Annotated in this window: 31 protein-coding genes; 16 read left to right on the top strand and 15 right to left on the bottom strand. The window is 23.6% G+C overall.

Annotation, left to right across the window (positions count from 1 at the left end):
• Positions 1 to 25 precede the first annotated feature (25 nt).
• Complete coding sequence (gene rpoZ / locus ESZ_RS01560) at positions 26 to 226, top strand: DNA-directed RNA polymerase subunit omega (RefSeq protein WP_176605030.1); 201 nt, start codon at positions 26 to 28, stop codon at positions 224 to 226.
• A gap of 2 nt (positions 227 to 228) precedes the next feature.
• On the opposite strand, the gene ESZ_RS01555 is transcribed toward rpoZ, so the two are convergent.
• Entirely contained in the window at positions 229 to 624 is a 396-nt protein-coding gene (locus ESZ_RS01555) for a transcription antitermination protein NusB (RefSeq protein ID WP_176605029.1), read from the bottom strand.
• 61 nt (positions 625 to 685) lie between these two features.
• Between ESZ_RS01555 and sucC the strand changes: the two genes are divergently transcribed.
• Together sucC and sucD are read left to right on the top strand one after the other, a co-directional pair.
• A complete protein-coding gene (gene sucC / locus ESZ_RS01550) occupies positions 686 to 1,846 on the top strand; it encodes an ADP-forming succinate--CoA ligase subunit beta (protein WP_176605028.1) in 1,161 nt (386 codons plus the stop codon).
• Positions 1,843 to 2,718, top strand: a complete 876-nt coding sequence (sucD, locus tag ESZ_RS01545; protein WP_176605027.1) for a succinate--CoA ligase subunit alpha — start codon at positions 1,843 to 1,845, stop codon at positions 2,716 to 2,718. Before sucC ends, sucD begins: the two co-directional genes overlap by 4 nt.
• Before the next feature lie 14 nt (positions 2,719 to 2,732).
• Here the strand turns inward: sucD and ESZ_RS01540 are convergent, their stop codons facing one another.
• The 4 genes from ESZ_RS01540 to ESZ_RS01525 are packed head-to-tail and all read right to left on the bottom strand — an operon-like array spanning position 2,733 to position 5,521.
• The gene (locus ESZ_RS01540) at positions 2,733 to 2,960 is read right to left on the bottom strand and encodes a glutaredoxin domain-containing protein (RefSeq protein ID WP_176605026.1); all 228 of its coding nucleotides are present in this window, start codon (positions 2,958 to 2,960) and stop codon (positions 2,733 to 2,735) included.
• Entirely contained in the window at positions 2,957 to 3,382 is a 426-nt protein-coding gene (locus ESZ_RS01535; RefSeq protein ID WP_176605025.1) for a rhodanese-like domain-containing protein, read from the bottom strand. Before ESZ_RS01535 ends, ESZ_RS01540 begins: the two co-directional genes overlap by 4 nt.
• A 4-nt stretch (positions 3,383 to 3,386) precedes the next feature.
• Positions 3,387 to 4,652: a transcription termination factor Rho gene (gene rho, locus ESZ_RS01530; RefSeq protein WP_176605024.1), complete on the bottom strand. Its 1,266-nt coding sequence runs from the start codon at positions 4,650 to 4,652 to the stop codon at positions 3,387 to 3,389.
• A gap of 5 nt (positions 4,653 to 4,657) precedes the next feature.
• Positions 4,658 to 5,521, bottom strand: a complete 864-nt coding sequence (locus ESZ_RS01525; protein ID WP_176605023.1) for an RNA polymerase factor sigma-32 — start codon at positions 5,519 to 5,521, stop codon at positions 4,658 to 4,660.
• Positions 5,522 to 5,628: 107 nt separating this feature from the next.
• Between ESZ_RS01525 and ESZ_RS01520 the strand changes: the two genes are divergently transcribed.
• Positions 5,629 to 6,597 carry a polyprenyl synthetase family protein gene (locus ESZ_RS01520; protein WP_176605022.1) on the top strand — a complete coding sequence of 323 codons (969 nt, stop codon included), beginning with the start codon at positions 5,629 to 5,631 and terminating at the stop codon, positions 6,595 to 6,597.
• Here ESZ_RS01520 and ESZ_RS01515 read toward each other — a convergent pair whose 3' ends face one another.
• Complete coding sequence (locus ESZ_RS01515) at positions 6,598 to 6,774, bottom strand: zinc-finger domain-containing protein (protein ID WP_176605021.1); 177 nt, start codon at positions 6,772 to 6,774, stop codon at positions 6,598 to 6,600.
• 83 nt (positions 6,775 to 6,857) lie between these two features.
• Between ESZ_RS01515 and ESZ_RS01510 the strand changes: the two genes are divergently transcribed.
• Both ESZ_RS01510 and ESZ_RS01505 read left to right on the top strand, forming a co-directional pair.
• Positions 6,858 to 8,642, top strand: coding sequence for a 2-oxoacid:acceptor oxidoreductase subunit alpha (locus ESZ_RS01510; RefSeq protein ID WP_176605020.1), 1,785 nt, complete (start codon positions 6,858 to 6,860; stop codon positions 8,640 to 8,642).
• Positions 8,639 to 9,604, top strand: a complete 966-nt coding sequence (locus tag ESZ_RS01505; protein WP_176605019.1) for a 2-oxoacid:ferredoxin oxidoreductase subunit beta — start codon at positions 8,639 to 8,641, stop codon at positions 9,602 to 9,604. The genes ESZ_RS01510 and ESZ_RS01505 overlap by 4 nt, the downstream gene beginning before the upstream one ends.
• Before the next feature lie 14 nt (positions 9,605 to 9,618).
• Here ESZ_RS01505 and ESZ_RS01500 read toward each other — a convergent pair whose 3' ends face one another.
• The 4 genes from ESZ_RS01500 to ESZ_RS01485 form a co-directional block, all read right to left on the bottom strand.
• Positions 9,619 to 9,870: an acyl carrier protein gene (locus ESZ_RS01500; protein ID WP_176605018.1), complete on the bottom strand. Its 252-nt coding sequence runs from the start codon at positions 9,868 to 9,870 to the stop codon at positions 9,619 to 9,621.
• 106 nt (positions 9,871 to 9,976) lie between these two features.
• Positions 9,977 to 10,192, bottom strand: coding sequence for a 50S ribosomal protein L32 (gene rpmF, locus ESZ_RS01495; RefSeq protein WP_176605017.1), 216 nt, complete (start codon positions 10,190 to 10,192; stop codon positions 9,977 to 9,979).
• 12 nt (positions 10,193 to 10,204) lie between these two features.
• A complete protein-coding gene (gene sppA / locus ESZ_RS01490) occupies positions 10,205 to 11,029 on the bottom strand; it encodes a signal peptide peptidase SppA (RefSeq protein ID WP_176605016.1) in 825 nt (274 codons plus the stop codon).
• Complete coding sequence (locus ESZ_RS01485; RefSeq protein WP_242012210.1) at positions 11,022 to 11,762, bottom strand: RluA family pseudouridine synthase; 741 nt, start codon at positions 11,760 to 11,762, stop codon at positions 11,022 to 11,024. Before ESZ_RS01485 ends, sppA begins: the two co-directional genes overlap by 8 nt.
• Positions 11,763 to 12,029: 267 nt before the next feature.
• Between ESZ_RS01485 and gyrA the strand changes: the two genes are divergently transcribed.
• Genes gyrA through ESZ_RS01465 form a run of 4 tightly spaced genes read left to right on the top strand, consistent with a single transcriptional unit; the run spans position 12,030 to position 16,128 of the window.
• Positions 12,030 to 14,501 carry a DNA gyrase subunit A gene (gene gyrA, locus ESZ_RS01480; RefSeq protein WP_176605015.1) on the top strand — a complete coding sequence of 824 codons (2,472 nt, stop codon included), beginning with the start codon at positions 12,030 to 12,032 and terminating at the stop codon, positions 14,499 to 14,501.
• Complete coding sequence (locus ESZ_RS01475; protein ID WP_176605014.1) at positions 14,498 to 14,695, top strand: hypothetical protein; 198 nt, start codon at positions 14,498 to 14,500, stop codon at positions 14,693 to 14,695. The genes gyrA and ESZ_RS01475 overlap by 4 nt, the downstream gene beginning before the upstream one ends.
• A gap of 21 nt (positions 14,696 to 14,716) precedes the next feature.
• Complete coding sequence (locus ESZ_RS01470; protein WP_176605013.1) at positions 14,717 to 15,388, top strand: Bax inhibitor-1 family protein; 672 nt, start codon at positions 14,717 to 14,719, stop codon at positions 15,386 to 15,388.
• Between the two features lie 2 nt (positions 15,389 to 15,390).
• On the top strand, positions 15,391 to 16,128 hold the full coding sequence (locus ESZ_RS01465; protein ID WP_176605012.1) for a HesA/MoeB/ThiF family protein: 738 nt from the start codon (positions 15,391 to 15,393) through the stop codon (positions 16,126 to 16,128).
• Here ESZ_RS01465 and ESZ_RS01460 read toward each other — a convergent pair.
• The 5 genes from ESZ_RS01460 to argS are packed head-to-tail and all read right to left on the bottom strand — an operon-like array spanning position 16,125 to position 20,551.
• Positions 16,125 to 16,769 (bottom strand): ATP-binding cassette domain-containing protein, encoded by a 645-nt coding sequence (locus ESZ_RS01460; RefSeq protein WP_176605011.1) that lies wholly within the window; start codon positions 16,767 to 16,769, stop codon positions 16,125 to 16,127. The two genes, ESZ_RS01465 and ESZ_RS01460, sit on opposite strands and share 4 nt — an antisense overlap.
• Entirely contained in the window at positions 16,759 to 17,430 is a 672-nt protein-coding gene (modB, locus tag ESZ_RS01455; protein ID WP_176605010.1) for a molybdate ABC transporter permease subunit, read from the bottom strand. Before modB ends, ESZ_RS01460 begins: the two co-directional genes overlap by 11 nt.
• 5 nt (positions 17,431 to 17,435) lie before the next feature.
• Entirely contained in the window at positions 17,436 to 18,167 is a 732-nt protein-coding gene (gene modA, locus ESZ_RS01450; RefSeq protein ID WP_176605009.1) for a molybdate ABC transporter substrate-binding protein, read from the bottom strand.
• Complete coding sequence (gene ubiG, locus ESZ_RS01445; RefSeq protein WP_176605008.1) at positions 18,157 to 18,834, bottom strand: bifunctional 2-polyprenyl-6-hydroxyphenol methylase/3-demethylubiquinol 3-O-methyltransferase UbiG; 678 nt, start codon at positions 18,832 to 18,834, stop codon at positions 18,157 to 18,159. Before ubiG ends, modA begins: the two co-directional genes overlap by 11 nt.
• Before the next feature lies 1 nt (position 18,835).
• Positions 18,836 to 20,551, bottom strand: coding sequence for an arginine--tRNA ligase (argS, locus tag ESZ_RS01440; RefSeq protein WP_176605007.1), 1,716 nt, complete (start codon positions 20,549 to 20,551; stop codon positions 18,836 to 18,838).
• A gap of 66 nt (positions 20,552 to 20,617) precedes the next feature.
• Here argS and sufB point away from each other — a divergent pair, with 66 nt between their 5' ends.
• Genes sufB through ESZ_RS01410 form a run of 6 tightly spaced genes read left to right on the top strand, consistent with a single transcriptional unit; the run spans position 20,618 to position 26,712 of the window.
• Positions 20,618 to 22,063 carry a Fe-S cluster assembly protein SufB gene (gene sufB / locus ESZ_RS01435; RefSeq protein ID WP_176605065.1) on the top strand — a complete coding sequence of 482 codons (1,446 nt, stop codon included), beginning with the start codon at positions 20,618 to 20,620 and terminating at the stop codon, positions 22,061 to 22,063.
• Positions 22,060 to 22,812: a Fe-S cluster assembly ATPase SufC gene (gene sufC / locus ESZ_RS01430; RefSeq protein WP_176605006.1), complete on the top strand. Its 753-nt coding sequence runs from the start codon at positions 22,060 to 22,062 to the stop codon at positions 22,810 to 22,812. Before sufB ends, sufC begins: the two co-directional genes overlap by 4 nt.
• An 8-nt stretch (positions 22,813 to 22,820) precedes the next feature.
• Positions 22,821 to 24,077, top strand: a complete 1,257-nt coding sequence (locus tag ESZ_RS01425; protein WP_176605005.1) for a SufB/SufD family protein — start codon at positions 22,821 to 22,823, stop codon at positions 24,075 to 24,077.
• Between the two features lie 2 nt (positions 24,078 to 24,079).
• A complete protein-coding gene (locus ESZ_RS01420; RefSeq protein WP_176605004.1) occupies positions 24,080 to 25,303 on the top strand; it encodes a SufS family cysteine desulfurase in 1,224 nt (407 codons plus the stop codon).
• Between the two features lie 7 nt (positions 25,304 to 25,310).
• On the top strand, positions 25,311 to 25,739 hold the full coding sequence (gene sufU, locus ESZ_RS01415) for a Fe-S cluster assembly sulfur transfer protein SufU (RefSeq protein WP_176605003.1): 429 nt from the start codon (positions 25,311 to 25,313) through the stop codon (positions 25,737 to 25,739).
• Between the two features lie 13 nt (positions 25,740 to 25,752).
• Positions 25,753 to 26,712 carry an FAD:protein FMN transferase gene (locus tag ESZ_RS01410; protein ID WP_176605002.1) on the top strand — a complete coding sequence of 320 codons (960 nt, stop codon included), beginning with the start codon at positions 25,753 to 25,755 and terminating at the stop codon, positions 26,710 to 26,712.
• The last annotated feature ends 2 nt before the right edge of the window (positions 26,713 to 26,714 follow it).

The raw sequence follows: 26,714 nt of genomic DNA, 5'->3' as shown, positions 1-26,714 counted from the left end.
TTAAAAAAATATTGAGGGTAATAATATGTCTGATTTTGTATTTCAAGATTGTTATAAATCTTGTTTTAATAAATTTGAATTAGTATTGGTTGCATCTAAAAGAGCAAAAGATATCTCTTTTAAAAATTCAAAATTATTTGTTGATCCTTTAAAAAATAAATCAACGGTTATTGCTTTAAGAGAAATAGAGGGTGGTTTTGTCAATAAATTTTCTGAAGAAAAGTAGTTTTATTTATTTTTAATTATTTTATCTAGTATTTTGTTTATCATTTTATGACTTTTTTGATTACAAAATATTTTAGATAAATTTATTGATTCATTTATTATAACTTTGGGTGGAATTTTTTTATTGAAAAAAAATTCAAAAGTTGCTATTTTAAGTATTAATTTTTCTATAAGACCTATATTATAATTTTTTATATATGTTTTTACAATAAGTTCTAAAATTGTATTTTTTTTAGTTATTGTTTTTATTGAATTGTCTAAATATTTTAAATTTATTTTATTTTTGTTTTTAATTTTTATTAGATCTTGTGTATTATTTTCTTTATTAAGTGTTAAGCCGTATAAACTTTGTAATAATAATTTTCTTGATTTGTGTAGTTTTTTAATATGTTTTTTCATTTATTTATTAATAATATGTTTTTATTTATATATAATATAATTTATTTTTTAAGAGATAAATATGTATTTACATGAATATCAAAGTAAAGAAATTTTGAAAAGACATAACATCTTAGTTCCTAGATCAATCCTTGTAGAAGATATAAATACTATTCAAACTATAAAGTCTTTATTTATTTCTGATAAGTTATTTTTAAAAGCACAAATTCATTCGGGGTCTAGAGCTAATTTTGGTGGTATAGTCTTAGTGAATAATGATTTCAATGATCTGTATTCAAAGTTAAATGAAATGTTGGGATCAAAAATTGTTACAAATCAAACTTGTGGAGAATTCAAGCTTGTTAAAAAAGTTCTTGTTGAAGAATTTATTGATTTTTCTAGAAGTTTTTATTTGTCTTTATTTATTAATAGGGCTGACGAGAATATATGTTTTTTATTTTCAAATGATTCTGGAGGTTCTATAGAAAGTTCGTCTGGAAAAAAATTTTTTACTCTTAATATAGAACCTTTATTTGGTATTTCTGATTATAATGTTAAGTATATATTAAAAAAATTAGATTTAGATGTGTTTTTATTTAACAAAATGAAAGTTTTGTTATCTTCGTTTTTAGATATTTTTATTTCAAACGATTTGGTTTTATTAGAAATTAATCCCCTGATAATAAAAAATGATGATTTTTTATGTTTAGATGCTAAGTTTGAAGTTGATGATAATTCTTTTTTCAGACAGGAAGATTTGTTTATTTCGAATGATGTAACTCAATATGATTTTTTAGAGGTTGAAGCAAAAAAATATAATTTGAGTTATATTTCTTTGGAAGGTAATATAGGTTGTATTGTTAATGGAGCTGGGTTAGCTATGTCTACAATGGATTTAATAAATATGAAAAATGGTTCTCCTGCTAATTTTTTGGATATAGGTGGGGATGCTACTGAAGATAGAGTTTTTAATGCTATTAGAATAATTCTTTTAAATAATAGAGTTAATTGTGTATTTTTTAATATCTTTGGTGGAATAGTTAAATGTGATTTTATTGCACACAGTATTGTTAAATTTATAAAGCTTATGAAAATTAATATACCTATTGTTGTTAGATTTGTTGGAAATAAATCTGATGAAGCAGTTTTAATTTTATCTGAATGTAAAAATAATGTATTTTTTGAATCTGATTTTACTACTGCTGTAGAAAAAGTTGTGAAAATTTCTAAGGAACTAAAATGAATATGAATTTTTTTAAAGATATTAAAATTGTTTGTCATGGATTTACTGGTAAAATGGGAACATACCATTCTGATTTATCTATTAAATATAATACAAATATTGTTGCTGGAATTTCTCCTGGTAAGGGTGGTATTTATCACTTGGGAAAACCTGTTTTTGATAATGCAAAAGATGCTGTTGATGCTACTGGAGCAAACGCTAGCATTATTTTCGTTCCAGCAAATAAATGTGTTGATTCTGTTTTAGATGCAGTAGATGTTGGTATTAAGTTTATTGTTTGTATTACCGAAGGTATTCCTTTATTAGATATGTTTTTTTTAAAGAAAATTTTAAAAGAAAAAAATGTATTTTTTATAGGTCCTAATTCGCCGGGGTTGGTTGTACCAAGCATTTGTAGGTTAGGTATTATGCCAATTAATATACATAAAGTTGGTATGGTTGGTATTGTTTCTAGATCTGGAACTTTGACTTATGAAGCTATAAAACAAACTTCTGATTTAGATTTGGGACAAAGTATGAGTGTTGGCATAGGTGGAGATCCAATAGTGGGTTCTAATTTTATTGATTTTTTAAAACATTTCAATAATTGTTTAAATACTAAAGTTATATTACTTATAGGTGAAATAGGTGGATCCTTGGAAGAAGAAGCTGCAATATATCTGAAAAATAACATGAAAAAACCTGTTTTTGCTTATATAGCTGGAGTTAGTGCTCCTTCTGGAAAAAGAATGGGACATGCTGGCGCTATAATAAGATCTACCAGTGGTAAAGCTAATGAAAAAGTAGGACTTTTAAAAAGAAATGGTGTTTATATAATAGATTCTATAGATAAAATTGGAAAATCTATTAAAGATTTTACTATTAAAAATTAAGTCTTACTTATTTTTTATTTTAAATATTCATATAGTTCTGTATAACCACCTATAAATTTTTCATTTATAAATATTTGAGGAACTGTTTTATGGCTTGTTTTTTTAATTAATTCTTTAAAGATATTTAAGTCAGTTTCTATATTTATTTCTGTAAATTGCAATTTTTTTTCCTTTAATAAGTTTTTTGCTAAATTGCAATATGTGCATGTTTGTGTCGTGTATATAAGTATATTCATATTCATTTTTGTTCTCTTTTATATGTTGGTAAATCACTTTTTTTCCAAGATTCTATTCCATCTATTATGTACGTCATGTTATTACATCCATAGCTTTTTAATAAATTTGTTGCTGCCTTATTGTTTTTTTTGTTTTCTATTAAAATTATCAGACTTTTTTTATGTCGTATAATAGTATTTTTGTATTCGTTTATTTTATTATATGGTATGTTTATAGAGTTTAAAATATATAAGTTATTGAAAATATTTTCTTCTCTTAAATCTATTATAATTGCATTGTTATTATTTAATAATTTTATTGCTTCTTGAGGTGTTACACCATTTTTTTTATATTGATAATCTTTTATTTCTATAATAAGAAGTGTTAAAATTATTATAAATATTATTATTATTATAAATATATTTTTTATTATAAAATTGTATATCATAGTATTAATTCATTTTTGTATTCATTAGTTCAAAAAAATATTCGTTTGTTTTTGAATTTTTTAAATGTTTAATTAAAAATTCCATAGCTTCTACTTCATCCATAGGTTGTAATATTTTTCTTAATAACCATATTTTTTGTAAGTCATTTGGATTTATTAAAAGTTCTTCTTTTCTAGTCCCTGATTTAATTATATTAATTGATGGATATATTCGTCTTTCTGATATTTTTCTATCTAAATAAATTTCTGAATTACCTGTTCCTTTGAATTCTTCGAATATTACATCATCCATTTTTGAGCCAGTTTCAATTAAAGCTGTTGCTATTATTGTTAAGCTTCCTCCTTCTTCTATATTTCTTGCTGATCCAAAAAATCTTTTTGGTCTTTGTAATGCGTTAGAATCTACACCGCCTGTTAAAACTTTTCCTGATGATGGGGCAACAGTATTATATGCTCTGGCTAATCGTGTTATTGAATCAAGTAATATTACAACATCTTTTTTGTGTTCTACTAATCTTTTGGCTTTTTCTATAACCATTTCAGCAACTTGAATATGCCTGCTAGCGGGTTCGTCAAATGTACTTGCTATTACTTCACCTTTTACAGATCTAGACATTTCTGTTACTTCTTCTGGTCTTTCGTCTATTAATAAAACTATTAAATGACTATCTTTGTTATTTTCTGTTAAGGATTTAGCTATATTTTGAAGCATTACTGTTTTTCCAGCTTTAGGTGGAGAAACAAGTAATGCTCTCTGACCTTTTCCTATTGGTGCTGCTATGTCTATTATTCTAGATGTCATATCATCGTTAGTATTATTTTTCATCTCTAATGTAAATCTTTCGCATGCATGTAATGGTGTTAAATTTTCGAAAGCTATTTTGTTTTTTGCTATTTCTGGAGCTTCTGTGTTTATTTCATCTACTTTTAATAAAGCAAAGTATCTTTCACCATCTCTTGGCGGTCTTATTTTACCTTTTATTTCGTCTCCAGTTCTTAAATTAAATTTTTTTATTTGACTTGGTGAGACGTATATGTCATCTGGACCGGCTAAATAAGAGCTATCTGGTGATCGTAAAAAGCCAAATCCATCTTGTAATATTTCTAAAACTCCTTTTCCACATATACTATCACCCTTTTTAGCTTTTTCATTTAGTATAGAAAATATAATTTCTTGTTTTCTCATTCTGCCTATGTCTGTTATATTTAAATCTGAAGCGATTTTTATTAAATCTGATATTGGTTTATTTTTTAGTTCGTTTATATTCATATTTTTTATTTTTCTGATTCTATTAAAAATTTTAATTTTTTAATTGCATTATTTTCTATTTGTCTTACCCTTTCTGAAGATATATTATATATGTCGGCTAAACTTTTTAATGTTTGAGTATTTTCATTTAACCATCTATTTTTTATTATATCTAAACTCCTTTTATCTAATTTATATAAAGCTTTATTTAATTTTTTTTTATTTATTTGTTTTAAATTGTTTTTTTCTGTTATTATAAGTGGATCATTTTCTTTATTTATTTCATAAGCATATTTATCTAATTCTATTTGTGATTCATCGGTATGTTTAATATCATCATTATGATATTCAGTTTTAATATCTTTAGAATTCAGTCTTCTTTCCATATACTCTAATTCTTTAGTTTTTGTATTTAATAGATTTATTATTGGGCTTTTTTCTTTATTGTTTAACCAACCTATTTTTTTTATGTTTTTTAGATTAAAAAATAGTTTTTTTTGTTTTTTTGTTGATGCTATTTTAACTATTCTTAGATTTTTAATTATATATGCATGTATTTCTGATTTTATCCAATAAATAGCAAATGATATAAGTCTATATTTTTTATCTGGATTAAAATTATTTACTGCTTTCATTAATCCTATTATACCCTCTTGGATTAAATCTTTAATATTTATCCCATAACCGGAATAATTTTTTGCTATTTTTATAACGTAATTTATATTTAATTCTATTAATTTTTTTGCTGCTTGTATGTCATTTTTTTCTTTAAATTTTTTTGCAAGATTATATTCTTCGTCTTTTGATAAAATTGGAATATTTTTTATTCTTTGTTTGTAAAAATCTATGCTTTCATCAATGTTTGTTAATGAAGTTGATTTTTTTTTCATTTTTTTTATTTTTTTAATATTGTAAAAAAGTGTATAATTTTTATTTAAAAACTACAAGTAATTAATGTATTATTATTTTGTAGTTTATAAATTTTAGGAGTTTTTTTGTGAATATAGAAGATATAAAAAAAAAATTTGAGGTTGAAATGAAGCTGGTTGAAGATTTTATTGTTAAGAGTTTATATTCTAATATAGATTTGATAGGGAATGTAGGTGAATACGTTATTCTTTATGGTGGCAAGCGTGTAAGACCGTTGATTGTAATGTTATTTTCTAAAATTTTTTCATCTGATCATGATAAAACAATTTCTATGGCAGGAGCAATAGAATTAATTCATACAGCAACTTTACTTCATGATGATGTGGTTGATTTATCAGATAAACGACGTGGTAAAATTACTGTTAATAATTTATGGGGCAATAAAGAGGCTATTTTAGTCGGAGATTTTCTTTATACACGAGCTTTTCAAATGATGGTAAACGTTGATAATTTAAATATTTTAAAACTTATGGCTGACACAACTAATATTATGTCGGAAGGAGAAGTTTATCAATTGGTAAATAGAAGTAATTTTGATATTAAAGAGTCTGATTGTTTAAATATAATAAAATGTAAAACAGCACAATTATTTGCAGCTTCTGCTTCTGTCAGTCCTATTTTGTCGAATTTGCAAGATGAATTAAAAATTGCAGCATTTAATTATGGCATGTATTTGGGGATTGCTTATCAATTAGTTGATGATTTTTTGGATTATTCTACAGATGATGTTAGATTTGGTAAAAATATAGCTACAGATATTAAAAGTTCTACGTTTACATTACCGCTTATTTATTTTATGAATGAAAGTAATTCTAATAAAATCTTTGTAAAAAATATTTTAAGCAGAGATTTTACTTCAGATGATGTTTTGGACATAAGAAATAATGTGTTAAAATCTAATGCTTTAAATTACACTTTTAACTTAGCATCTGATTATGCAGATTTAGCTAAAAAAGCTATTTTGAGTATACCTGAATCCAAATATACTCATTTAGCTTTATCTTTGATAGATTTTGTTTTAAATAGAAAATATTGATTAATCAATTAATTTATAAATATTACCACAATACGGGCATGTTATTTTTTTCTTTTCTTTTATATCTAAATATATTTTTGGATGTCCTGCCCATGTTTGGTTAATAGGACATGATAATGGTAAATCAGCGCGCGTTATTACGATTTCTTGCTTTGAGATTTTCTTATTTTCTAACATAATTATTCACTCTTTTATCTTTTTATTTGATTATATTATAGTTTTTTATTATACTAAATTCAATCGTATTTTTTTTGTTTTTTATGGGTAAGTTATTATTAGATAAAGTTGTTATTAGATTTGCTGGTGATTCTGGTGATGGTATTCAGCTTATAGGAAATCAGTTTTCTGATTCTAGTGTTATAAAATCTGGTAATGATGTTTATACTTTGGTTGAATATCCATCTGAAATACGTGCTCCTGCTGGGTCTATTTCTGGAATTTCTGGATTTCAGGTTACAATATCTAGTAAAAAAATCTTTAGTTTTGACAATGAAGTAGATTCTTTGGTGGTTTTTAATCCAGCAGCACTTAAAATTAGTTTAAATATGTTGAAACTTGGTGGAATTTTATTTGTTGATTCTGATTCTTTTAATGATAAAAATTTCAAAAAAGCTGGTTATGTTTCTAATCCTTTAACAGATGAATCGATATCTAATTTTAAATTAGTTAGTATTCCAATAACTACTCTTACATATGCTTGTGTCAAAGATATTATAAATGTTGTTTCAAAAGCTAAAAAATGTAAAAATTTTTTTGCACTTGGTGTTATTTGTTGGGTTTATGATAGAAGTTTAGATGGTATTATTGATTGGTTAAAGAAGAAATTTGGTGATAGTGATTTATTTTTTGCTAATGAAAAAGTTTTACGGGCTGGATATAATTATTGTTCTACAATTGAACTTTTTAATAATCAGTTTTTTATACCTGCATTAAAGTTATATGGAAAAGATGATAAATTAGTTAAAATTTCTGGCAATAAAGCTTTTGCTATTGGAGCTATTACAAGTTCATTTTTATTGAAATTACCATTATTTTCTGCAAATTACCCTATAACTCCAGCATCAGATATTTTTCATGAATTAGCTAACTATATTGATGAGTCTATACGTGTTTTCCAGTTAGAAGATGAAATATCTGCAATTTGTTCTGTTATTGGGGCTTCATATGGAGGATCTTTGGCTTTTACTTGTACTAGTGGACCAGGTCTTGATTTAATGCAAGAAGGCTTAGGTTTGGCCATTATGGCTAATTTACCATTAATTTTAATAGATGTTCAACGTTGTGGGCCATCTACTGGTATACCAACTAAATCAGAGCAAACAGATTTATTAGCTTCGATTTTTGGTAGACATGGGGAAAGTTCTGTTGTTGTTTTGGCGCCGAATTCACCTAGTGATTGTTTTTGGACCATTATAGAAGCTTCTTATTTATCGATAATTTCTTTATCACCTGTAATAATATTATCTGATGCTAATTTAGCAAATAGTTCTGAGTTATGGAAAGTGCCTTGTTTGTTAGAAATAAAAAAATGGAGTTTAGTTGATTTTGATAATTTTTATAAGTCTTTCAATTGGAATGTACCTGGCAAAGAAGGTGATGTTATTTGTATAGGTGGGTTAGAAAGGGATGTTATAACTGGAAATGTTTCTCATGATCCTATAAATCATTCTTTGATGGTTGAAAAGAGACATAAGAAAATATTAAATTTAGTTAATTATATAGAAGATGTTTCTGTTATTGGAAATTTAGGTGGAAAAGTATTAATTATCACTTGGGGAAGTGTTTTTGGCTTAGTCAGATCTTTATATGATGAAATGAATAAAGTTTTTTCCTTAGTTTGTTTACGCCATTTAAATCCATTCCCTAAAAATTTAAAATCTATTATAGATTCTTTTGAAAAAATTGTTGTTATAGAAGAAAATTGTGGACAATTATCTTTTATATTACGTGCTAATTATATTATACAGATTATTAATATTAATCAGGTTACTGGCAAGCCCTTTGACCGTATTTTTTTAAAAAATAAAATTTTTGATATTTTATGACTATATTAAATAATTTTGAATCATGCCGCGAAGTAAAGTGGTGTCCTGGATGTGGAAATTATGCTATATTGATGACAGTACAAAAGACTTTACATTCCTTGGGGATATCTAATAAAAATACAGTTTTTATTTCTGGCATAGGTTGTTCTGGTAGATTTCCATATTATGTTAATTCTTATGGCTTTCATACTTTACATGGAAGATCTCCAGCAGTTGCAACAGGGTTATGTTTATCTAGAAGTGATTTGAACGTATGGTTAGTTATAGGTGATGGTGATGGGTTTAGTATTGGACTTGCACATGTTTTACATATGGTTAGAAGAAATATTAATTTGAATGTTTTATTTATAAATAATAAAATTTATGCTCTTACTAAGGGGCAATATTCTCCTACTTCGGAAAAAGGTACTTTAACAAAATCTTCACCCTTTGGTTCAATAGAACGATCTATTAATCCTTTGTTAATGATTTTAAGCGCAGGATGCACTTTTGTTGCAAGAGCTGTTGACAGTGATTCATCTAAATTAAAAGATATTGTTTTGAAAGGATTTAATCATAAAGGAACTTCTTTTATAGAGATTTTGCAAAATTGTAACGTTTTTAATAATAAAATATATTCAGATATTACTGATAGCCATGACAGACTCGATAAAGTAATTTATTTGGAAAATGAAAAACCTTTAGTATTTGGAAGTAATTTAGAAAAGAAGCTTTGTTTATCAAAAAATTTATCTTTTCATATAAAAGAAAAAGACTCTTCTGATGAGTATTTATTTCATGATACTAATTCTGACAATTTTTTACAACTTATGTTGGCTAGTTTATCTTTTTCTGATATTCCTTTTCCTTTGGGTGTATTTAGATCAGTTGATAAAGAAACTCATGAAGAATCTTTTTTGAAAAGTTCTATTAATAACAAGAATAAATTTTCTAGTCTAGATAATTTTTTGTCTGAAATATAAATTATTAATATATATTATATATTTTCTTTTTTAGAAAGTTTATTATTTACAAAATCTACTGCATCTTTTATTGTTATTAGATTATTTGCTTCTTCGTCTGTTATTTCTATTTCAAATTGCTCTTCCAATGCCATTATTATTTCCACTATATCTAGAGAATCAGCACCTAAATCATCTGAAAATGATGATTGTAGTGTTATTTTGCTTTCATCTATTTCTGTGTGTTCAACTATTAATTTTTTAATTCTTTCAAATGTATCTGCCATTTTGAAGCTCCTTTTATAATTTTTTTTAAAATGATGACTTTTAAACCATCATTTTTATATTAAACATAAAAAATTAACAAGACGCAACATAAATTTATAAAAATATTTATGTTTGATTATCTGTATTTTCTAATTTTTTTTTTTTTTCTTTTTGTTTGATAACTAAATTACCTTTATAGTATCCTGTTTTAGTCATAAAATGTCTCATATGTGTTTCTCCAGTTTCTTTATCTTTTGATAAAGTTGGAGGATTAAATATTGTATTAGCGCTGCGACGTGTATTTCTTTTTGCTTTGCTTTTTTTACTTTTTTGAACTGCCATATAAAAAAATCCTTATTTTTTAAACAAATTATTAATAATTATATCAATTATATTTTCTTTATTATAATCTATTGTTTTATTTACGTCTATTATTTCTGATGATAAAGTATATATATCATAAAAACCATCAATTAAACCTAATTCTATAGCATCTTTACCTGTCCAAAATTTTCCGGAAAATATTTCTTCTTGCAATGATGTTGATAAATTCGGTCTATTTTTTTTAACTGTATTTATGAAATTTTCGTGTATAAGTTCTAAATTGTGTTGAATTATAATTTCGTCATTTTTATTTTTTTCTGTAAAAGGATCCATTATTGCTTTATGTTTTCCAGCCTTATAGATTCTTCTTTCAACGCCTATTTTATTTAAAGTTTCTACAAACCCAAATGATGTTATAATTACTCCTATAGACCCTATTATACTTGATGGGTCACAATAAATTTTTTCTGTTGCTGTTGCTATTAAGTATGCGCCTGATGTACCAATATCTTCAATGATTGAATATATATTCTTTTTTTTAGTATTTCTTAATTTTTTTATATAATTATGTATTATATTTGTTTGCACTGGTGTTCCACCAGGACTGTTTATTTTTAATATTATTGCTTTACAATTTTTATTAAAAAAAGCATTATCCAATAAATTTATTATAGTTTTTGAATTATTATTTTTTTCTGTTATGATACCATTTATTTCTATAATTGCTATATGTTTATCATCTGTGTCTGATTTATTAAATACAAATATTATAAATATAATAATTAATATTAATGCTATCATTTTAACATATTTTTTTTTAATATTATATGTGTGTTCTGTAATGTTATTATGCATTAGTTATTCCTTTTAATTTTTCAATTAATTTTGTAAATTCATAATCATATTCAGCATGTATATTAAATCTTTTTTTGGTTATTGGACATGTGAAATTTATTGCTTTTGCATGTAAAATCATTCTTGAACTACCATATTTTTTAATTTCATTATTAAATGTTTTGTTACCATATTTTTCATCATTTGCTATAGGATATCCTATATGAGTTAAATGTATTCTTATTTGGTGTAACCTGCCAGTAATTGGCATTATTTTGATTAGCGATGCATTTTTATAATTTTCAATGTTTTTTATTACAGTTTCTGAATATTTATCGTTATCATTGATTTTAGAATTATAGAGATTTAGTTTATTTTTTGTTTTTATTTTTATTTTTTGTTTTTCTAAATTACCTTTTATAATGGCGTGATATTCTTTTATGATTTTTTTTTCTGATATTAATTTATTAAAGTTTGATAGAAAATCCTTGTTTTTAGCCAATATTATACATCCAGATGTATTTTTATCTAATCTATGACATAGTTCTATGTATTCATATTCTTTGTTTTTTATTAAATCTATTATGTTTTTTTCTGATTTAGTCCCATTGTGCACAGCTATTCCAAATGGCTTATTTAATGCTATAAAATTTTCTGTTTCTATTATTATATTTTTTATAAAATTAGTATTATTTTTTTTTATATTTTTTATTTTAATTTCGTTGGTTACATTTATTATGTCATTTTTTTTAATTTTATATTTTGCATTCGTATTTTTTTTATTTATTAAAATTTTTTTTTTCTTATTAATATATGAATATTTTTATTTGTCATGTTTTCAAAGTTATTTTTAATGAATGTATATAAATTTTCTAGTGTTTTAATTTTTATATTTATGTATTGCATTGTTTTTTCTATATGTTTTTTTTAAATTATTTGTAATTATTTTCTTTTATTATATAATTTTTATATTAAATGATAAATAATATTTTTATATTTTTTAAGGTATTTTTTTTAAAATATGGGTATGGTAAACGAAGTTTTTATAGAAGATGAATTAATTAATTCTTATTTAAGTTATGCTATGAGCGTTATTGTTGGTAGAGCACTTCCAGATGTAAGAGATGGATTAAAACCTGTGCATAGGCGCATTTTATTTGTTATGCGTGAATTAAACAATACTTTCGATAAAAATTATAAAAAATCTGCTAGAATAGTTGGTGATGTAATAGGTAAATATCATCCTCATGGCGAAGTTGCTGTTTATGACAGTATAGTTCGATTGACTCAACCTTTTGTTCAAAGATATGTTTTAATTGATGGTCAAGGTAATTTTGGGTCTATTGATGGTGATTCACCTGCTGCTATGCGTTATACTGAAATTAAAATGTCTGAATTTTCTGAGTTTTTATTAAAAGATTTGGAGCTTTCTGTTGTTGATTTTGTTGATAATTATGATAACACTGAAAAGCAGCCTGTTGTATTACCAACGATGATACCAAATTTATTAGTTAATGGTTCGTGTGGTATTGCTGTTGGAATGGCTACTAATATTCCTCCACATAATTTAAATGAAGTAATTGATGCTTGTTTATTATTTTTAAATAATTCTAGTAATATTACAACTGATGATTTAATGACTTGTGTTCTTGCACCCGATTTTCCTAGTTCTGGAATTATTTTTGGTGCTGAAGAGATTAAAAATATTTATAAAACTGGTAAAGGTAAATTTTTTTTGAGAGCAAGTACTTATGTTGAATCTCATTTGAATGATTCGTGTATTGTAATAAACGAATTACCATATCAAGTTAATAAATCCAAACTATTAGAATCTTTTCATTCTTTATTAAGTTCTGGGTTATTGGATGGAGTTAAATCTATTAGAGATGAAAGTGATAAAGATGGGTTAAGAGTGTGTATTTATTTAAATAAGAGTAAAAATGTAGATGTTATATTGAATAATTTATTTTTAAAAACAAAAATGCAAATTACTTATAATGTTAATATGGTTGCTTTGGTTGATAATGTTCCAAAATTGTTAGGTTTGAAATCTATAATAAAATGTTTTTTAGATCATCGTAGAGAAGTAATATATAGAAGAACTAAATTTAATCTTTTGAAATCGCAAAATAAAGCTCATTTATTAGAAGGTTTATGTATTATTGTTAATAATTTAGATAAATTAATAAATTTAATAGTAAAATCAAATGATATTTCTGATATAAAAAGTAAGTTTTCACTTATTGATTGGGATTATAGTTGTATTACTTTTTATAAAAAAGATTTTCTAATAGAAAAATATAAATTTTCTAATATTCAGATACAGTCTATTTTAGATATGAAAGTAAGTAGATTAACAAAATTAGAAAAAGAAAATTTGTTTGAAGATTATGTTGGAATTTTGAAAGATGTATCTCTTTATAATGAAATTTTAAATAATAAAAATGTTTTAGAATCCGTTATAAAAGATGAGTTGTTTTTTATTAAGAATAAATTTGGAGATCCTAGAAAAACTAAAATTGTTTATAACATTAATGATGTTTTATCTAAAGATTTGGTTGTTAAAGAATTTATAGTAATAACATTGTCTTCTTTTGGATATATTAAAGCACAATTGTTAAAAAATTATAATGTTCAACATAAGGGTGGTAGAGGTAAAATTGCTGTTACTTTAAAAGATAATGACGTTATTAAAAATTCTTTGATTTGTGATACACATAGCGTTCTGTTATGTTTTTCTAATTTTGGAAAAGTTTATTGGCTTGATTTGCACAATTTTACATTATATACTAGGCAATCCAAAGGTATTCCTATAATTAATTTATTAAAGTTGGATTCAGCAGAAATTATAAATGTTTTTTTATCTGTTAAGAATTATGGTGATAATGAATATTTATTTATGATCACAAAAAAAGGTATTGTTAAAAAAATTTTATTAACGAAATTGAAAAATCAGCGTAGTAATGGTATTTTTGTTATTGATTTGGCTAAAGATGATTTTTTGGTTAAAGTTAAAATTGTGGAAGATTCTGATAATGTAGTTATATTTTCTAATTTTGGTAGAGCTGTTAGATTTCATGTAAAAGATATTAAATGCTCAAGTAGAAATTCTAAGGGTGTTTTGGGAATAAAACTTGCAGCGTTAGATTTTGTTGTATCTATTGTTATTATTGGTGTAGATGGTTATATTTTAGCTGTTACTGAAAATGGGTATGGTAAACGTATAAAAAGCGATGAGTATAGTATAACAAGAAGAGGGTGTAAGGGAATTATAGGAACTAAAATTAATAAAAAAACCGGCAATTTAGTTGATGTTGAAATGGTTTTTATTAATAATGATTTGCTTTTGATTAGCGATGTTGGTATAATATCCAGAATAAAGGTTGATGAAATTACTTGTGTTAGTAGAAAGGCTACTGGTGTTTCATTAATAAGTTTGTCTGAAAATGAAAAATTAGTTTGTATAAAATCTATAGATAAGGAGCTTTTATGAAGCCATGTATAATTATTAAAGGAAGCGATGATAATATTGAAGACTTTGAAAATAAAATAGCTTTAGCTTTAGAACAGGGCTATGAATTAAGTGGGGAATTGATTACACATGTACTTAATTTAGATGGAGAAGATGTTATTATATTATTGCAGCCAATGTTTTTATCTAATGATAGTTATAATGAAAATTATTAAAAGTTTTTAAGGTTGTTTTTTATGAATAATAATATTAGATCTTTTTCGGTAAGACGAAGTGGTTTTGATTCTATTTTTATTAATAAAGTTTTAGTTAATACTTATTTATTATTATCAAGCACTATATTGTTTAGTGCCGTTATGGCTTTTATTAGTATAAAATCATTTGCCAAACCTGTTGGTTTCTTACCGATGATTGTTATTTATATATTTTTGCTTTTTTGTATAGAATATTTTAAGAAGACTGTATTTAGCTTGTTTTTTGTTTTTGCATTAACAGGTTTTTTGGGATATTATATTGGTCCTTATATAAATCATTTTTTATATGTTAAAAATGGTGCACAAATTTTATTTATGGCTTTATTTTTAACTGGCGTTATATTTTTGTCGTTATCTTTTTATGTTTTTATAACTAAGAAAAATTTTAGTTTTTTATCTAATTTTTTGTTTGTTGGAAGCTTAGTTATTATTTTTTGTATAATTTTTAATTTATTTTTTCATATAAAGTTATTACATGTATTAATTTCGGGTTTTTTTATAATATTTTCATCAGCAAGCATTTTATATCACATAAGTTCTGTCATTAATGAAGGAGAAACCGATTATATTAATGTTACTATATCTTTGTATTTAAGTTTATATAATATTTTTTTGAGTTTACTTAATATTTTGGGTATTATTAATAATGATTAGTTATGTACAATTTTTATAAGCGTTATATTAGACATATTGTTTTATCTGATATTGGTATTTTGGGGCAAGATATACTTTTGAAATCTAAGGTTTTGTGCGTTGGTGCTGGTGGATTAGGTAGTTCTGCATTGGTCTATCTTGCTTCTTGTGGAATCGGTTCTTTAGGAATTATTGATTTTGATAAAGTCGATTTAAGTAATTTGAATAGACAATTTATGTATAATATTTTTGATTTAGGCAAGAGCAAAGTTTATTGTGCTGAAGATTTTTTAAGAAAGATAAATAATACTACTAATATATTTACTTATAATGAACGTTTATCACGTGATAATTTTTTAGATATTATGATTAGTTATGATGTTATATTGGATTGTACCGATTCTTTAGAATCTAAGTTTTTTGTTAATGAATGTGGCATTAAGTTAAATATACCCGTTATATACGGATCTATCTTGGGTTTTAATGGGTGTATTTCTATATTTTCACGTAATTTTGGATGTTATAATTGTTTATATAAAGATTTTTCGTATGTAAATTTTTTGGGACACGGAGTGTTAGGCCCAGTTGCTGGAGCTATAGGTGCTTTTCAGGCTATAGAGTGTGTTAAGTTTTTGTTAAATAAAAATAATAATTATAATTATAATACTTTGTTGTCCAAAATTTTATTTTTTGATTTTAAAAATTTAGATTTTTTAATTTTAAAATTTGATAAAAAACAATATTGTAATATTTGTAATTAAAAGTTTGAATATATTATTTTCCCTTTTGTAAGATATAATGTTTTTTTTGATATTAATTCTAATTCTTTTATGTTATGTGATACCCATATTATGGGAATGTTTAATTTTTCATTTAAATGTTTAATATATTTTATTATTATTTTTTTAATGTTTTCATCTTGATTTGTTAATGGCTCGTCTAATAATATTATCTTTGGATCCATAAGTAGAATTTGCATTATCATAACTCTTTGTTTTTCACCGCCAGATAAATTTGTTATTTTTCTTTTTAATATTTTATTTAATTGTAAAATGTTTATTAAGTTTTTTATGTTTTTATTTTTTTTTTGTGGTGCTAGTCCTATGCATATATTTTCGTATACAGATAAGTTAGCGAATAATGTTGGAGTTTGACGTATGTAACCTATTTTTCTTTTATTTGTTTTTATAAAAATATTTTTTTTTGAATCGTTAAATATTGCATCATTTATTTTAAAAAAACTTTTATCTGGGATTATTAACCCAGACATGCAATTTAACAGAGTTGTTTTCCCAGATCCTGATTCCCCTAATATTGTTATTATATTTGTATTATTTGTTTTTATTGTAACATTTAGAGTAAATGTGTTTAGTTTTTTATAAAAAAAAGCTTCAAGTTTCATATTCTTCATTAATGTTAAATAATATTATTAATATAACAAATGATATTAGTAAAGTTATTAGTGATAGTATGTGAGTTGAATAATAATCTAACTGTTCTATTTTTTCGTATATTGCTATAGATAATACTTGAGTTTTCCCTGGAATATTTCCACCTATCATTAAAACTACACCAAATTCACCTAATGTATGAGCAAAACTTAATACAAATGATTTTATTATGCCATTTTTTATTAGTGGTAAAATTATTTTTATTATAATAAATAAATTTGATTTTTGTAATATTTGTGCTTGTTCTATAGTTTTTTTTGTTATTTTTTCAAATGACAATTGTAGTGGTTGCGTTGCAAATGGTAATGAATATATTATTGAACCTATTATTAATCCGGACATTGAAAAAATAATGTCGGAACCAAATAAATTAAACCAGAACTTACCTATGATTGTATTTTGATTTAGTATTATTAAAATATAAAAGCCTAATATTGTTGGTGGTAAAACTAGTGGCAAAGCTATCACTGTTTCTATAAATTTTTTAAATAATATTTTTTTTGTTTTTGCAAGCCACCAAGCTATTGGCATGCATAATATTATTAATATAAATGAACTTATAAAAGCTAAATATAATGATAAATATAGTGGTTCTAATATTAGTTTATTCATATTTATTATTTGTATCCATTTGTTTTTATTATGTGTCTTATTTTATTATTTTTTATTTTTTTAAAAAAAAGTTTATTTTGTTTATTTTTATTTTCTTTTATTATAATGGTTTTTTGTTTAATTTCTTTATGCAAATATTTTGGTATTTTCCAATATGTAAGTTTTTTTATTTTATTTTGTATATTTTGCGAGAAGGAATTTATTCCGATGTTACATGTATTATTATTTATAAGATTAAATGTATGATTTATATTTGGGCCTAATATTATTTTTTTATGATTTAATTTTAGATTTAAAATAAAGTTGTGACTAGATTTTCCATATGGGGAAAGTTTAGGATTACTTATTGTAAAAAATTTTTCATTTTTTATGTATTTTAAATTTTGTTTTTTAATTTTTTTTTGTTTTTTACTTAGTGTTATATAACCTTTTGCGTAAGTATGTGTTCTATTTTTGTAAAAATTTGATTTTGCTAGTATGTTGGCGTGTTTTGTGTCAGCAGATATAAATATGTTAAATGGTGCTTTGTTTTTAATTTTTGTAAATAAATTAGATGTAGAATCTGAACTTATTGATATAATGCATTTTTCATATTTTTTTTCAAAAAAATAACATATTTTTTGCGTTGTAGTTAAAAAATTTGCTGCAACAGCGATGTTAATTTGTTGTGATGAACATGCATTAAATATATAACTTGTTATAAATAATATTGCTATTTTTTTTAAATTATTCAACATGTTTTAAAGTTAATATGTAATTCATTTTTGGTATTTTATTTATTTTTGAATATTTAAATATTGAATCATATTTTATTTCTTTTATATCTGTTATTTTTAATTTATTTTCATATTTTTTAATTTCATCAAGTTTTATTAATTTATTAAATATATGTGTATTTTTGTGTAATTTTTTAAAAATAAATTCTCCAAATAATATAATTTTAATATATGTTAATATATTTTTATTTAAAGAAGATATTATTATTGTTCCGTTTTCATTTAGTATGTTTTTTAATAAGTTTATTATTGGTTGTTTATTTTCTATATGTTCTAATAATTCCATACATATTATTATATCGAATTTAGTTTGGCATTTTTTTAGAAAATTTATTATATCTATATTCAAATAATCTATTTTAATAGATGAAAAAATTAGCCTAGATTTGGCTATTTTTATGAGTTCTTTTGATTTATCTAATGCGGTTATTTTAGCCCCATGGTGTGCTAATTTTTCTGTTAGAATGCCGCCTCCACAACCTAAATCTAAAATATGCTTGTTTATGATGTTAGTTTTGCTTTTTATATAATTAAATCTTATATTGTTTATTATATGTAATGGCTGACAGATATTTTTTTTATCCCACCACTTTTTTGATATTATGTCAAAAATATTTTTTTCATTCATTTTACATTCTTTTAATTATTTTTAGTCCCAATAAACTCATTCCACTTTTTAAAATTTTACTTGTTATTTTGCAAAGTAATAATCTGCTGTTTTTGTTTTGTGATTTTATTACGTTACATTCATGAAAAAATGAATGGAATTTTTCTGCTAATTTATATAAATATGTTGTTAAAATATTAGGATTTAATTCGTCTTCTGTTTTTTCTATTATATAATTATACTGTGTTAAATGTACAGCTAAATCTATTTCTGTTTTTTCTTGTAGATTTAAAATAGTTTCATCTATTTTTTTATTATCCCTTATTTTATTTCTTATGCTATTTATTCTTACATATGCATAATTTAAAAATGATGCAGTATTGCCATTAGATTGAAGTATTTTTTTGTAATCGAATATATAATTTTGATCTATTTTATTAGATAAATCTGAATATTTAATTGTATTTATACCTAATATTTTTGCACTATTATTTAACATAGTTTTGTTAATTTTATTATTTTTACTTTTTAGTATTTTTTTTGAGTAGTTTATTGCTTTTTTTAACAAAGATATTAATTTTTCAGATTCACCTGATCTAGTTTTAATTTTTTTCCCATCAGAAGTTAGCATTAACCCAATTGGTAAGTGTATTAAGTGTGTATTTTTATTTATTTCACTTTTTTTAATTGCTTCAAAAACCATTTTAAAATGCATGCTTTGCCCGACATCTGTTATATATATTATTTTATTTGCTTTATTATATTTTATTCTATAGTATAATGCTGCTAAATCAGTTGTTGCATAATTTGATCCGCCATCAGATTTTTTTATTATTAATGGCAGTGGTAAATTTTCTTTGTTTATCATTCCGTCTATATATATACATTTAGCATTATTAGATATTTCTATGATATTTTTTTTTTCAAATTTTTTTATTAATGGATTTATTAAATCATTATAAAATGATTCACCTTTGTACTTTATTTTAATATTTAATAAGTCGTATATTTTTTTATATTCTTTTTTTGATATTTTATTTATTTCTTTCCATATGTTTATCGTATTTTTTTCCTTATTTTGAAGTTTTATTACTTCTTTTTTTGCATGTTCTTTGAAACTATTATCAGTTTCGAATTTTTTTTGAGCATCTTTGTATAATTCTGATAATTTTTGTAGCGGTAATTTTTTAATTGTTTGAGTATTATATTTGTTCTTTATATAATTTATTAATATTCCAAATTGTGTGCCCCAATCACCTAAATGACTTATTTTAATTACGGTATTTCCTGTGTATTTTAGTATTTTTGCAAGACAATCGCCTATTATTGTTGATCTTAAATGCCCAACATGCATATCTTTTGCTATATTTGGACTTGAATAGTCTATTATTATTTTTTCTTTATTTTTTATTTTAATTTTTTTAAATAATTTGTTTAATTTTTTTTTAATAAGTTTTTGATTTATTTTGAAATTTATAAATCCTGGATGTGTTATTTCTGAAGTTAAAAATTCGTTTGATATTATTTGTTCTATACTTTCTTGTATTTTTTTTGCTATATTTAATGGATGTTCTTTTGTATATTGAGACAGCTTCATAACACCATTAAATTGAAAATGATATTTTGCAGTGTCTTTTGATTGTGATACATCTATATCTTTTAATTTTAATTGTTTGTGTAAAATTGGAAATTTTTTTATAATTGCTCTATAGCATATTGTTTTAATAGTTTTTATCATTTTTTTTTGTTATTTTTTTTAATGTTATAAAAAATTTTTTTTGAATTCAATTATATATTTTGAGGAATTATTTTGACTAAGATAAATTTAGAACAATTTATTAAAAGAGAATATGCTGCTGGATTTAATACTGATATTGATTCTGATAGTATATTACCTGGAATAAATGAAGATGTTATTAGGTTGATATCTAATAAAAAATCTGAACCAGATTTTTTATTAGATTTTAGATTGAAGGCTTATTATAAATGGAAATGCATGAAAGAACCAAAATGGGGAAATGTTTTTTATGATGTTATAAAATATGATGACATAATTTATTATTCTGCTCCAAACATTAAAAAAAATATTAATTCTTTAGATGAATTAGATCCTAGGATAGTGGATACTTATAATAGACTTGGAATTTCTTTAGATGAACAGAAACGTATTTCTGGCATTGCTGTTGATGCAGTTTTTGATAGTGTTTCTGTAATTACTACGTTTAAAGAAGAATTAGCTAAATATGGTATTATTTTTTGTTCTTTTTCTGACGCTGTTATTAATTTTCCTGATTTGGTTTCAAAGTATTTGGGTAGTGTTGTTTCCTATTCTGATAATTTTTTTGCTGCATTGAATTCAGCTGTTTTTAGTGATGGATCTTTTTGTTATATTCCTAAAAATGTTATTTGTCCTATGGATTTATCTACTTATTTTAGAATAAATTCTGCTAAAATTGGACAATTTGAGAGAACTTTGATTATTGCTGATAAGAATAGCGGTGTTACGTATTTAGAAGGATGTACTGCTCCGATTAGAGATGAAAATCAATTACATGCTGCCGTTGTTGAAATAATCGCTTTGGATAATGCTTCAGTTAAGTATTCTACTGTTCAGAATTGGTATCCAGGAGATTCTAATGGGAAGGGTGGTATTTATAATTTTGTTACTAAAAGAGGGTTATGTTTAGGAATTGGTTCAAAAATAACGTGGAATCAAATAGAAGTTGGGTCTTCCATAACTTGGAAATATCCATCTGTTATTTTGAAAGGCGATTATAGTACTGGAGAATTTTATTCTGTTGCTGTGACAAATAATTTTCAACAAGCAGACACTGGTACAAAAATGATTCATGTTGGTAAAAATACCACTAGTGTTATTATTGCAAAGGGTATTTCTTCGGGTAATTCTAAAAATACTTATAGAGGTATTGTTTCAATGTTATCTAATTCTTTTTATTCAAAAAATTATACTAAATGTGATTCTTTGTTATTTGGAAATAAATGTTCTGCTTATACTTATCCTAGTATAAAAAGTAAAAATTCCACTTCTAAAATTGAACATGAAGCAGTTACTGGAAAAATTAGTGATGAACAATTGTTTTATTGTATGCAACGTGGGTTAAATGAAGAAGGTGCCATTTGTATTATAGTTAATGGTTTTTGTAAACAAGTTATTAGTGAATTACCTTTAGAGTTTTTATTGGAAGCTCAAAGGTTATTAGATTTAAGTTTAGAAGGTGCAGTAGGATGAGTAAAAATTTTGTTTTAGAAATATCTAATTTGTTTGTATCTTTAAATGATAAAAAAATAATAAATGATTTTAATTTAAATATGTTACCTGGTGAAGTTCATGTTATTATGGGGCCTAATGGTGTTGGAAAAAGTACTTTAGCAAGATTTTTAGCTGGTGATTATGTTAATTATTCTTTTTCTGGTTCTGTATTATTTAATGGTGTTGATTTATTTAAGCTAGCTAAAAATGAGATTTCTTTAAATGGAATGTTTTTAAGTTTTCAGAATCCAATTGATATACCAGGAGTTTCCAATTTAGATTTTTTTAAATCTTTTTTAAATTATAGACGTAAAATAAATGGTATTGAACCATTAGATAATATTTCTTTTTTGAATGAAGTAAAAACTTATATGACGTCATTGTCAATGGACGAAAAATTATTAAATAGGTATTTAAATGTAGATTTTTCTGGTGGCGAAAAGAAAAAAAATGAAGTTTTACAACTATTACTTTTAAAACCGCGTTTATCTATTTTAGATGAAATTGATTCTGGCTTGGATGTTGATTCTTTAAAAAATGTTTTTAAGTCTATAAATAATTTTAAAAATAAAAATAGTTCTTTTTTGATTATAACACATTATACTAGAATATTAGAATATATTGATATAGATTTTATTCATGTTATGTGTGATGGGAAAATTGTAAAAACTGGAAATACGGAGTTATTAAATGATATTAATAGTAATGGGTATTTTCAATTTACGTAGTATATTTTATGGATAATAATGTTTTTTATTTAAGTAATTTATTTAATAATTTAACAACATCTGAATTAGATATTGATGTATTAAAAAATTTTTTTAATAAATATCTAGAATCTGATTATTTAAATGATTCATTTTTGATTAAGAATATAGATTTTTCTTGCATTGATTCTATTGTAACTAAACAAAACTTTAGTTTTGATTATAAAAAATATGTAAATTTCAATATTGTAGATGGTTCGCCAATTTGTGTGTTTTTAAATGATCATCTTATTTTAACAGAAAATTTTAATGCAAATATAGTTTTAAATACTTTTGATTGTTTTGATGATAATTTTATAAAAAATGTTTCATTTTTTAATGATGAATGTATTTTAAAAAATCTGAATATATTTTTTATTATTAATATTTTATTTTATAAAAAAATAAGATATTTTTCTATTTTAAATGATAATTTTAATAATAAACCTATATATATTTTAAATTTTTTTAATAATGATTACGAATGTAATTTTTATTCTCCGAGAATCTTTTTAAAAATAGAAAATTGTTCGAATTTAAATATTTTTAATTATGTAAATAATATGTCTGATAAAGTATTTGTAAATTATAATAATTATATGTGTTTAGAAAAATATTCAAAAGTTAATTATTTTTTTTTAAATGAATCTAATTTAAATTCTTTTGATACATATTCTATTTACAGTAAAATTTATAATAATTCTTCGTTGAACTATAATAATCATTTATTTGGGTGCGCTAATTCTAAAACTAATTGTTATTTTTTTCTTTTTGATGTTTTTTCTAAAGTTGCTGCAAATGTTGTTAGGTTGTTAAAGTTTAAATCAAAAAATGATATTACAACTAAAGTTTATCATTATGGAAATAATTCATTTAGCAGAGTTTTATTTAAATCTGTTTTATCTGATTTTTCTATTTGCAATTTTAACGCTTTAATTGATGTAGATTTTAATTTTTATAATTCAGATGGTGGAGTAATTTGTAAAAGTTTGTTATTAGATAATTTTTCTAGCATAAATATGTTACCAGAATTGGCTATTAAAAATAATCATGTTAAATGTTTTCATGGAGCAACTATTGGATTTTTAGAAGAAGAAGTTTTATTTTATCTTATGTCTAGAGGTTTTTCTAAGGATGAGTGTATAAATTTATTAATACATGCTTTTTTAAATGATATTATTTGTGATGTTAGTTTATATTATTTTAATATATTTGTTTTTTTATTTGAAAAATATTATAAATATTAATTATGAAAACTGTAGATTTAGATGATTTTAGAAAAAAATTTCCAATTTTAAATATTAAAGTTAATGGTAATAAATTGGTTTATTTGGATAATGCTGCTATTACGCAAGTTCCAGAGTGTGTTATAAGTTCTTTTAGTGAATATTATTCTAAATATAATGCTAATATTCATAGAGGTGCTTATTATTTAAGTGAAGTAGCAACAGAAAAATATGAAAATGTTAGAAATAAGCTTAATATTTTTTTAAATGGAGAAGATTACAGAAATTTTATTTTTGTTAGAAATACTACTGAAGGTATAAATTTAATTGCTAATAGTTATTTAAGACCGATATTAAAGTCTGGAGATGAAGTACTTATTTCGCAAATGGAACATCATTCTAATATAGTTCCGTGGTATATGTTGTGCAAAGAATTTAATGCAAGATTGAAAATCATACCTATGTTAAATGATGGGTCTATAGATTATTCTAAAATTGAATCTTTGTTAACGCATAAAACAAAAATTTTATCTGTAGCACATGTTTCAAATTCTATAGGTACTATTAATGATATTAAACGAATCATTTCTTTAGCACATTCAGTTAATGTTCCTGTTTTAATAGATGGTGCACAATCATTTTCTCATTGTAAAGTAGATTTAAAAGATATAGATTGTGATTTTTATGTTTTTTCTTCTCATAAAATGCATGGACCGAATGGTCTTGGTGTGTTATATGCTAAAACTTCTTTTTTAGATAGTATGATTCCATATCAAGGTGGTGGAGACATGATAAAAAGCGTTAGTTTTTCCAATATAATATGGAATGATTTACCTTATAAGTTTGAAGCTGGCACACCAGCTATAGCTAATGTTATAGCTTTTGGAGCTCTTATTGATTTTTTAAATTTTTATAATTTGGATGATTTTTTTCTTTATAAAAAAGAGTTATTTAATTATTTGTGCAATAGGTTATTTGAAATACCTTATGTAAAAATAATTGGTTCTCCTAATAATAATTCAAGTATAATTTCTTTTTTATTAGATGGAATTCATCCACATGATTTTGCTACTGTAGCAGATCATTATGGTGTTTCTGTTAGAACTGGTCATCATTGTTGTATGCCTGTTATGAATTTCTATAATATTTCGTCTTCTATTAGAGTATCTTTGAGTTTTTACAATATTTTTTCTGATATAGATGTTTTAATAAAATCTATTTTTGAGGCTAAGAAAATATTTTCTTAGGTTTGTTATGCTTGATTTGTACAAAGACTTAATACTTGATCATGGTATTAATCCTAGAAATAGAGTTATTTTAGATAAATTCACTCATTTTTCAACAGGATTTAATCATTTGTGTGGTGATAAGTTTGACATTTATTTATGTGTTGAAAATGAGGTTTTAATTGATATTTCTTTTATGGGAATAGGATGTTCCGTTTCTACTGCGTCTGCTTCTGTATTAACATTATTATTAAAAAATAAATCGATTAAAATTACAGAGACTTTATTTATTTATTTTATAAAGATTATTAAAGATGAAAAGTCTATATGTTATGATGAAGTTTATTGTGATTTAAATGCTTTGGCTAATGTTAGAAAGTATCCTGCCAGAGTTAAATGTGCTACATTGATTTGGCATACTTTAGCTGAAGCTTTGAAAATTAATTTTAAAAAATAGTTATGGTATATTTATGTTTTATTTAGATAGAAGACGTTTTTTAAATAAAGTGTTTTTAACTGGTAGTGCGTTTACTTTTAATTTTTTGTTTTATGAATCTTTTTTAGAAGATTTTTCGTCTAAGTTTTTATGCGAAGATTTTTATTTAATGGGAACTAATGGTAAAATTCAAATTTTTTGTGATGATTTAGCATATGGTAAATTTGTAATTGATAAAAGTATTAACAGAATCAAATATTTAGAAAATGTATTAACAAAATTTTCGCCATTATCTGATGTTGGAATATTAAATAACAATCCTTTAGGGTTTAATGAAATGTCAATAGATACATTAAATGTTTTGAAAATTGGTGATTTTATATCTAAAAAAACATTTAGTTATTTTGATATGGGAATGGGAAATTTGTTGTATAAATTTGGCATAGATAATTTCGTTCCTATTGTTGGTAATATTACTGAATTTTGTGATATGAAAGATGATCTTTTTATTTTCGATGGTAATTATTTAAAATTAAATAGAAAAAATTCTATGGTTGATTTAGGTGGCATTGGCAAAGGGTTTACTATAGATGAATGTTTAAATATTTTATCCGAAAATGGCATAAAACATGCGGCAATTGAATTTGGAGGAGATGTTAGAGTTATGGGCGGTATGCCTAATAATTTACCATGGAAAATTTCTTTTGATAAACGTCTATATAAATTTTTAAATGATAGAGACTTTTTTTTTGATTTATTTGATGGAAGCATAGCTATTTCAGCTGGATATTTAAAAAAAACTTTTAATAATTCACATCATATAATAAACCCATATTCTTTAAAGTCAAAAGAAAATTATTTATTTCTCACTGTTTTTGGAGAAAAATGTAGCTTTTGTGATGCATTATCAACTGCTTTTTTTAATATGGATTTAAATATAATAGAAAAATCTATTTTGAATTTTCCTAATTATAAATTTAAGACTTACATTTGATT

It is taken from the genome of Candidatus Azoamicus ciliaticola (genome assembly GCF_902860225.1).
GTDB classification, from domain to species: Bacteria; Pseudomonadota; Gammaproteobacteria; order UBA6186; family Azoamicaceae; genus Azoamicus; species Azoamicus ciliaticola.
This window is presented reverse-complemented; position numbering and strand designations above follow the sequence as displayed.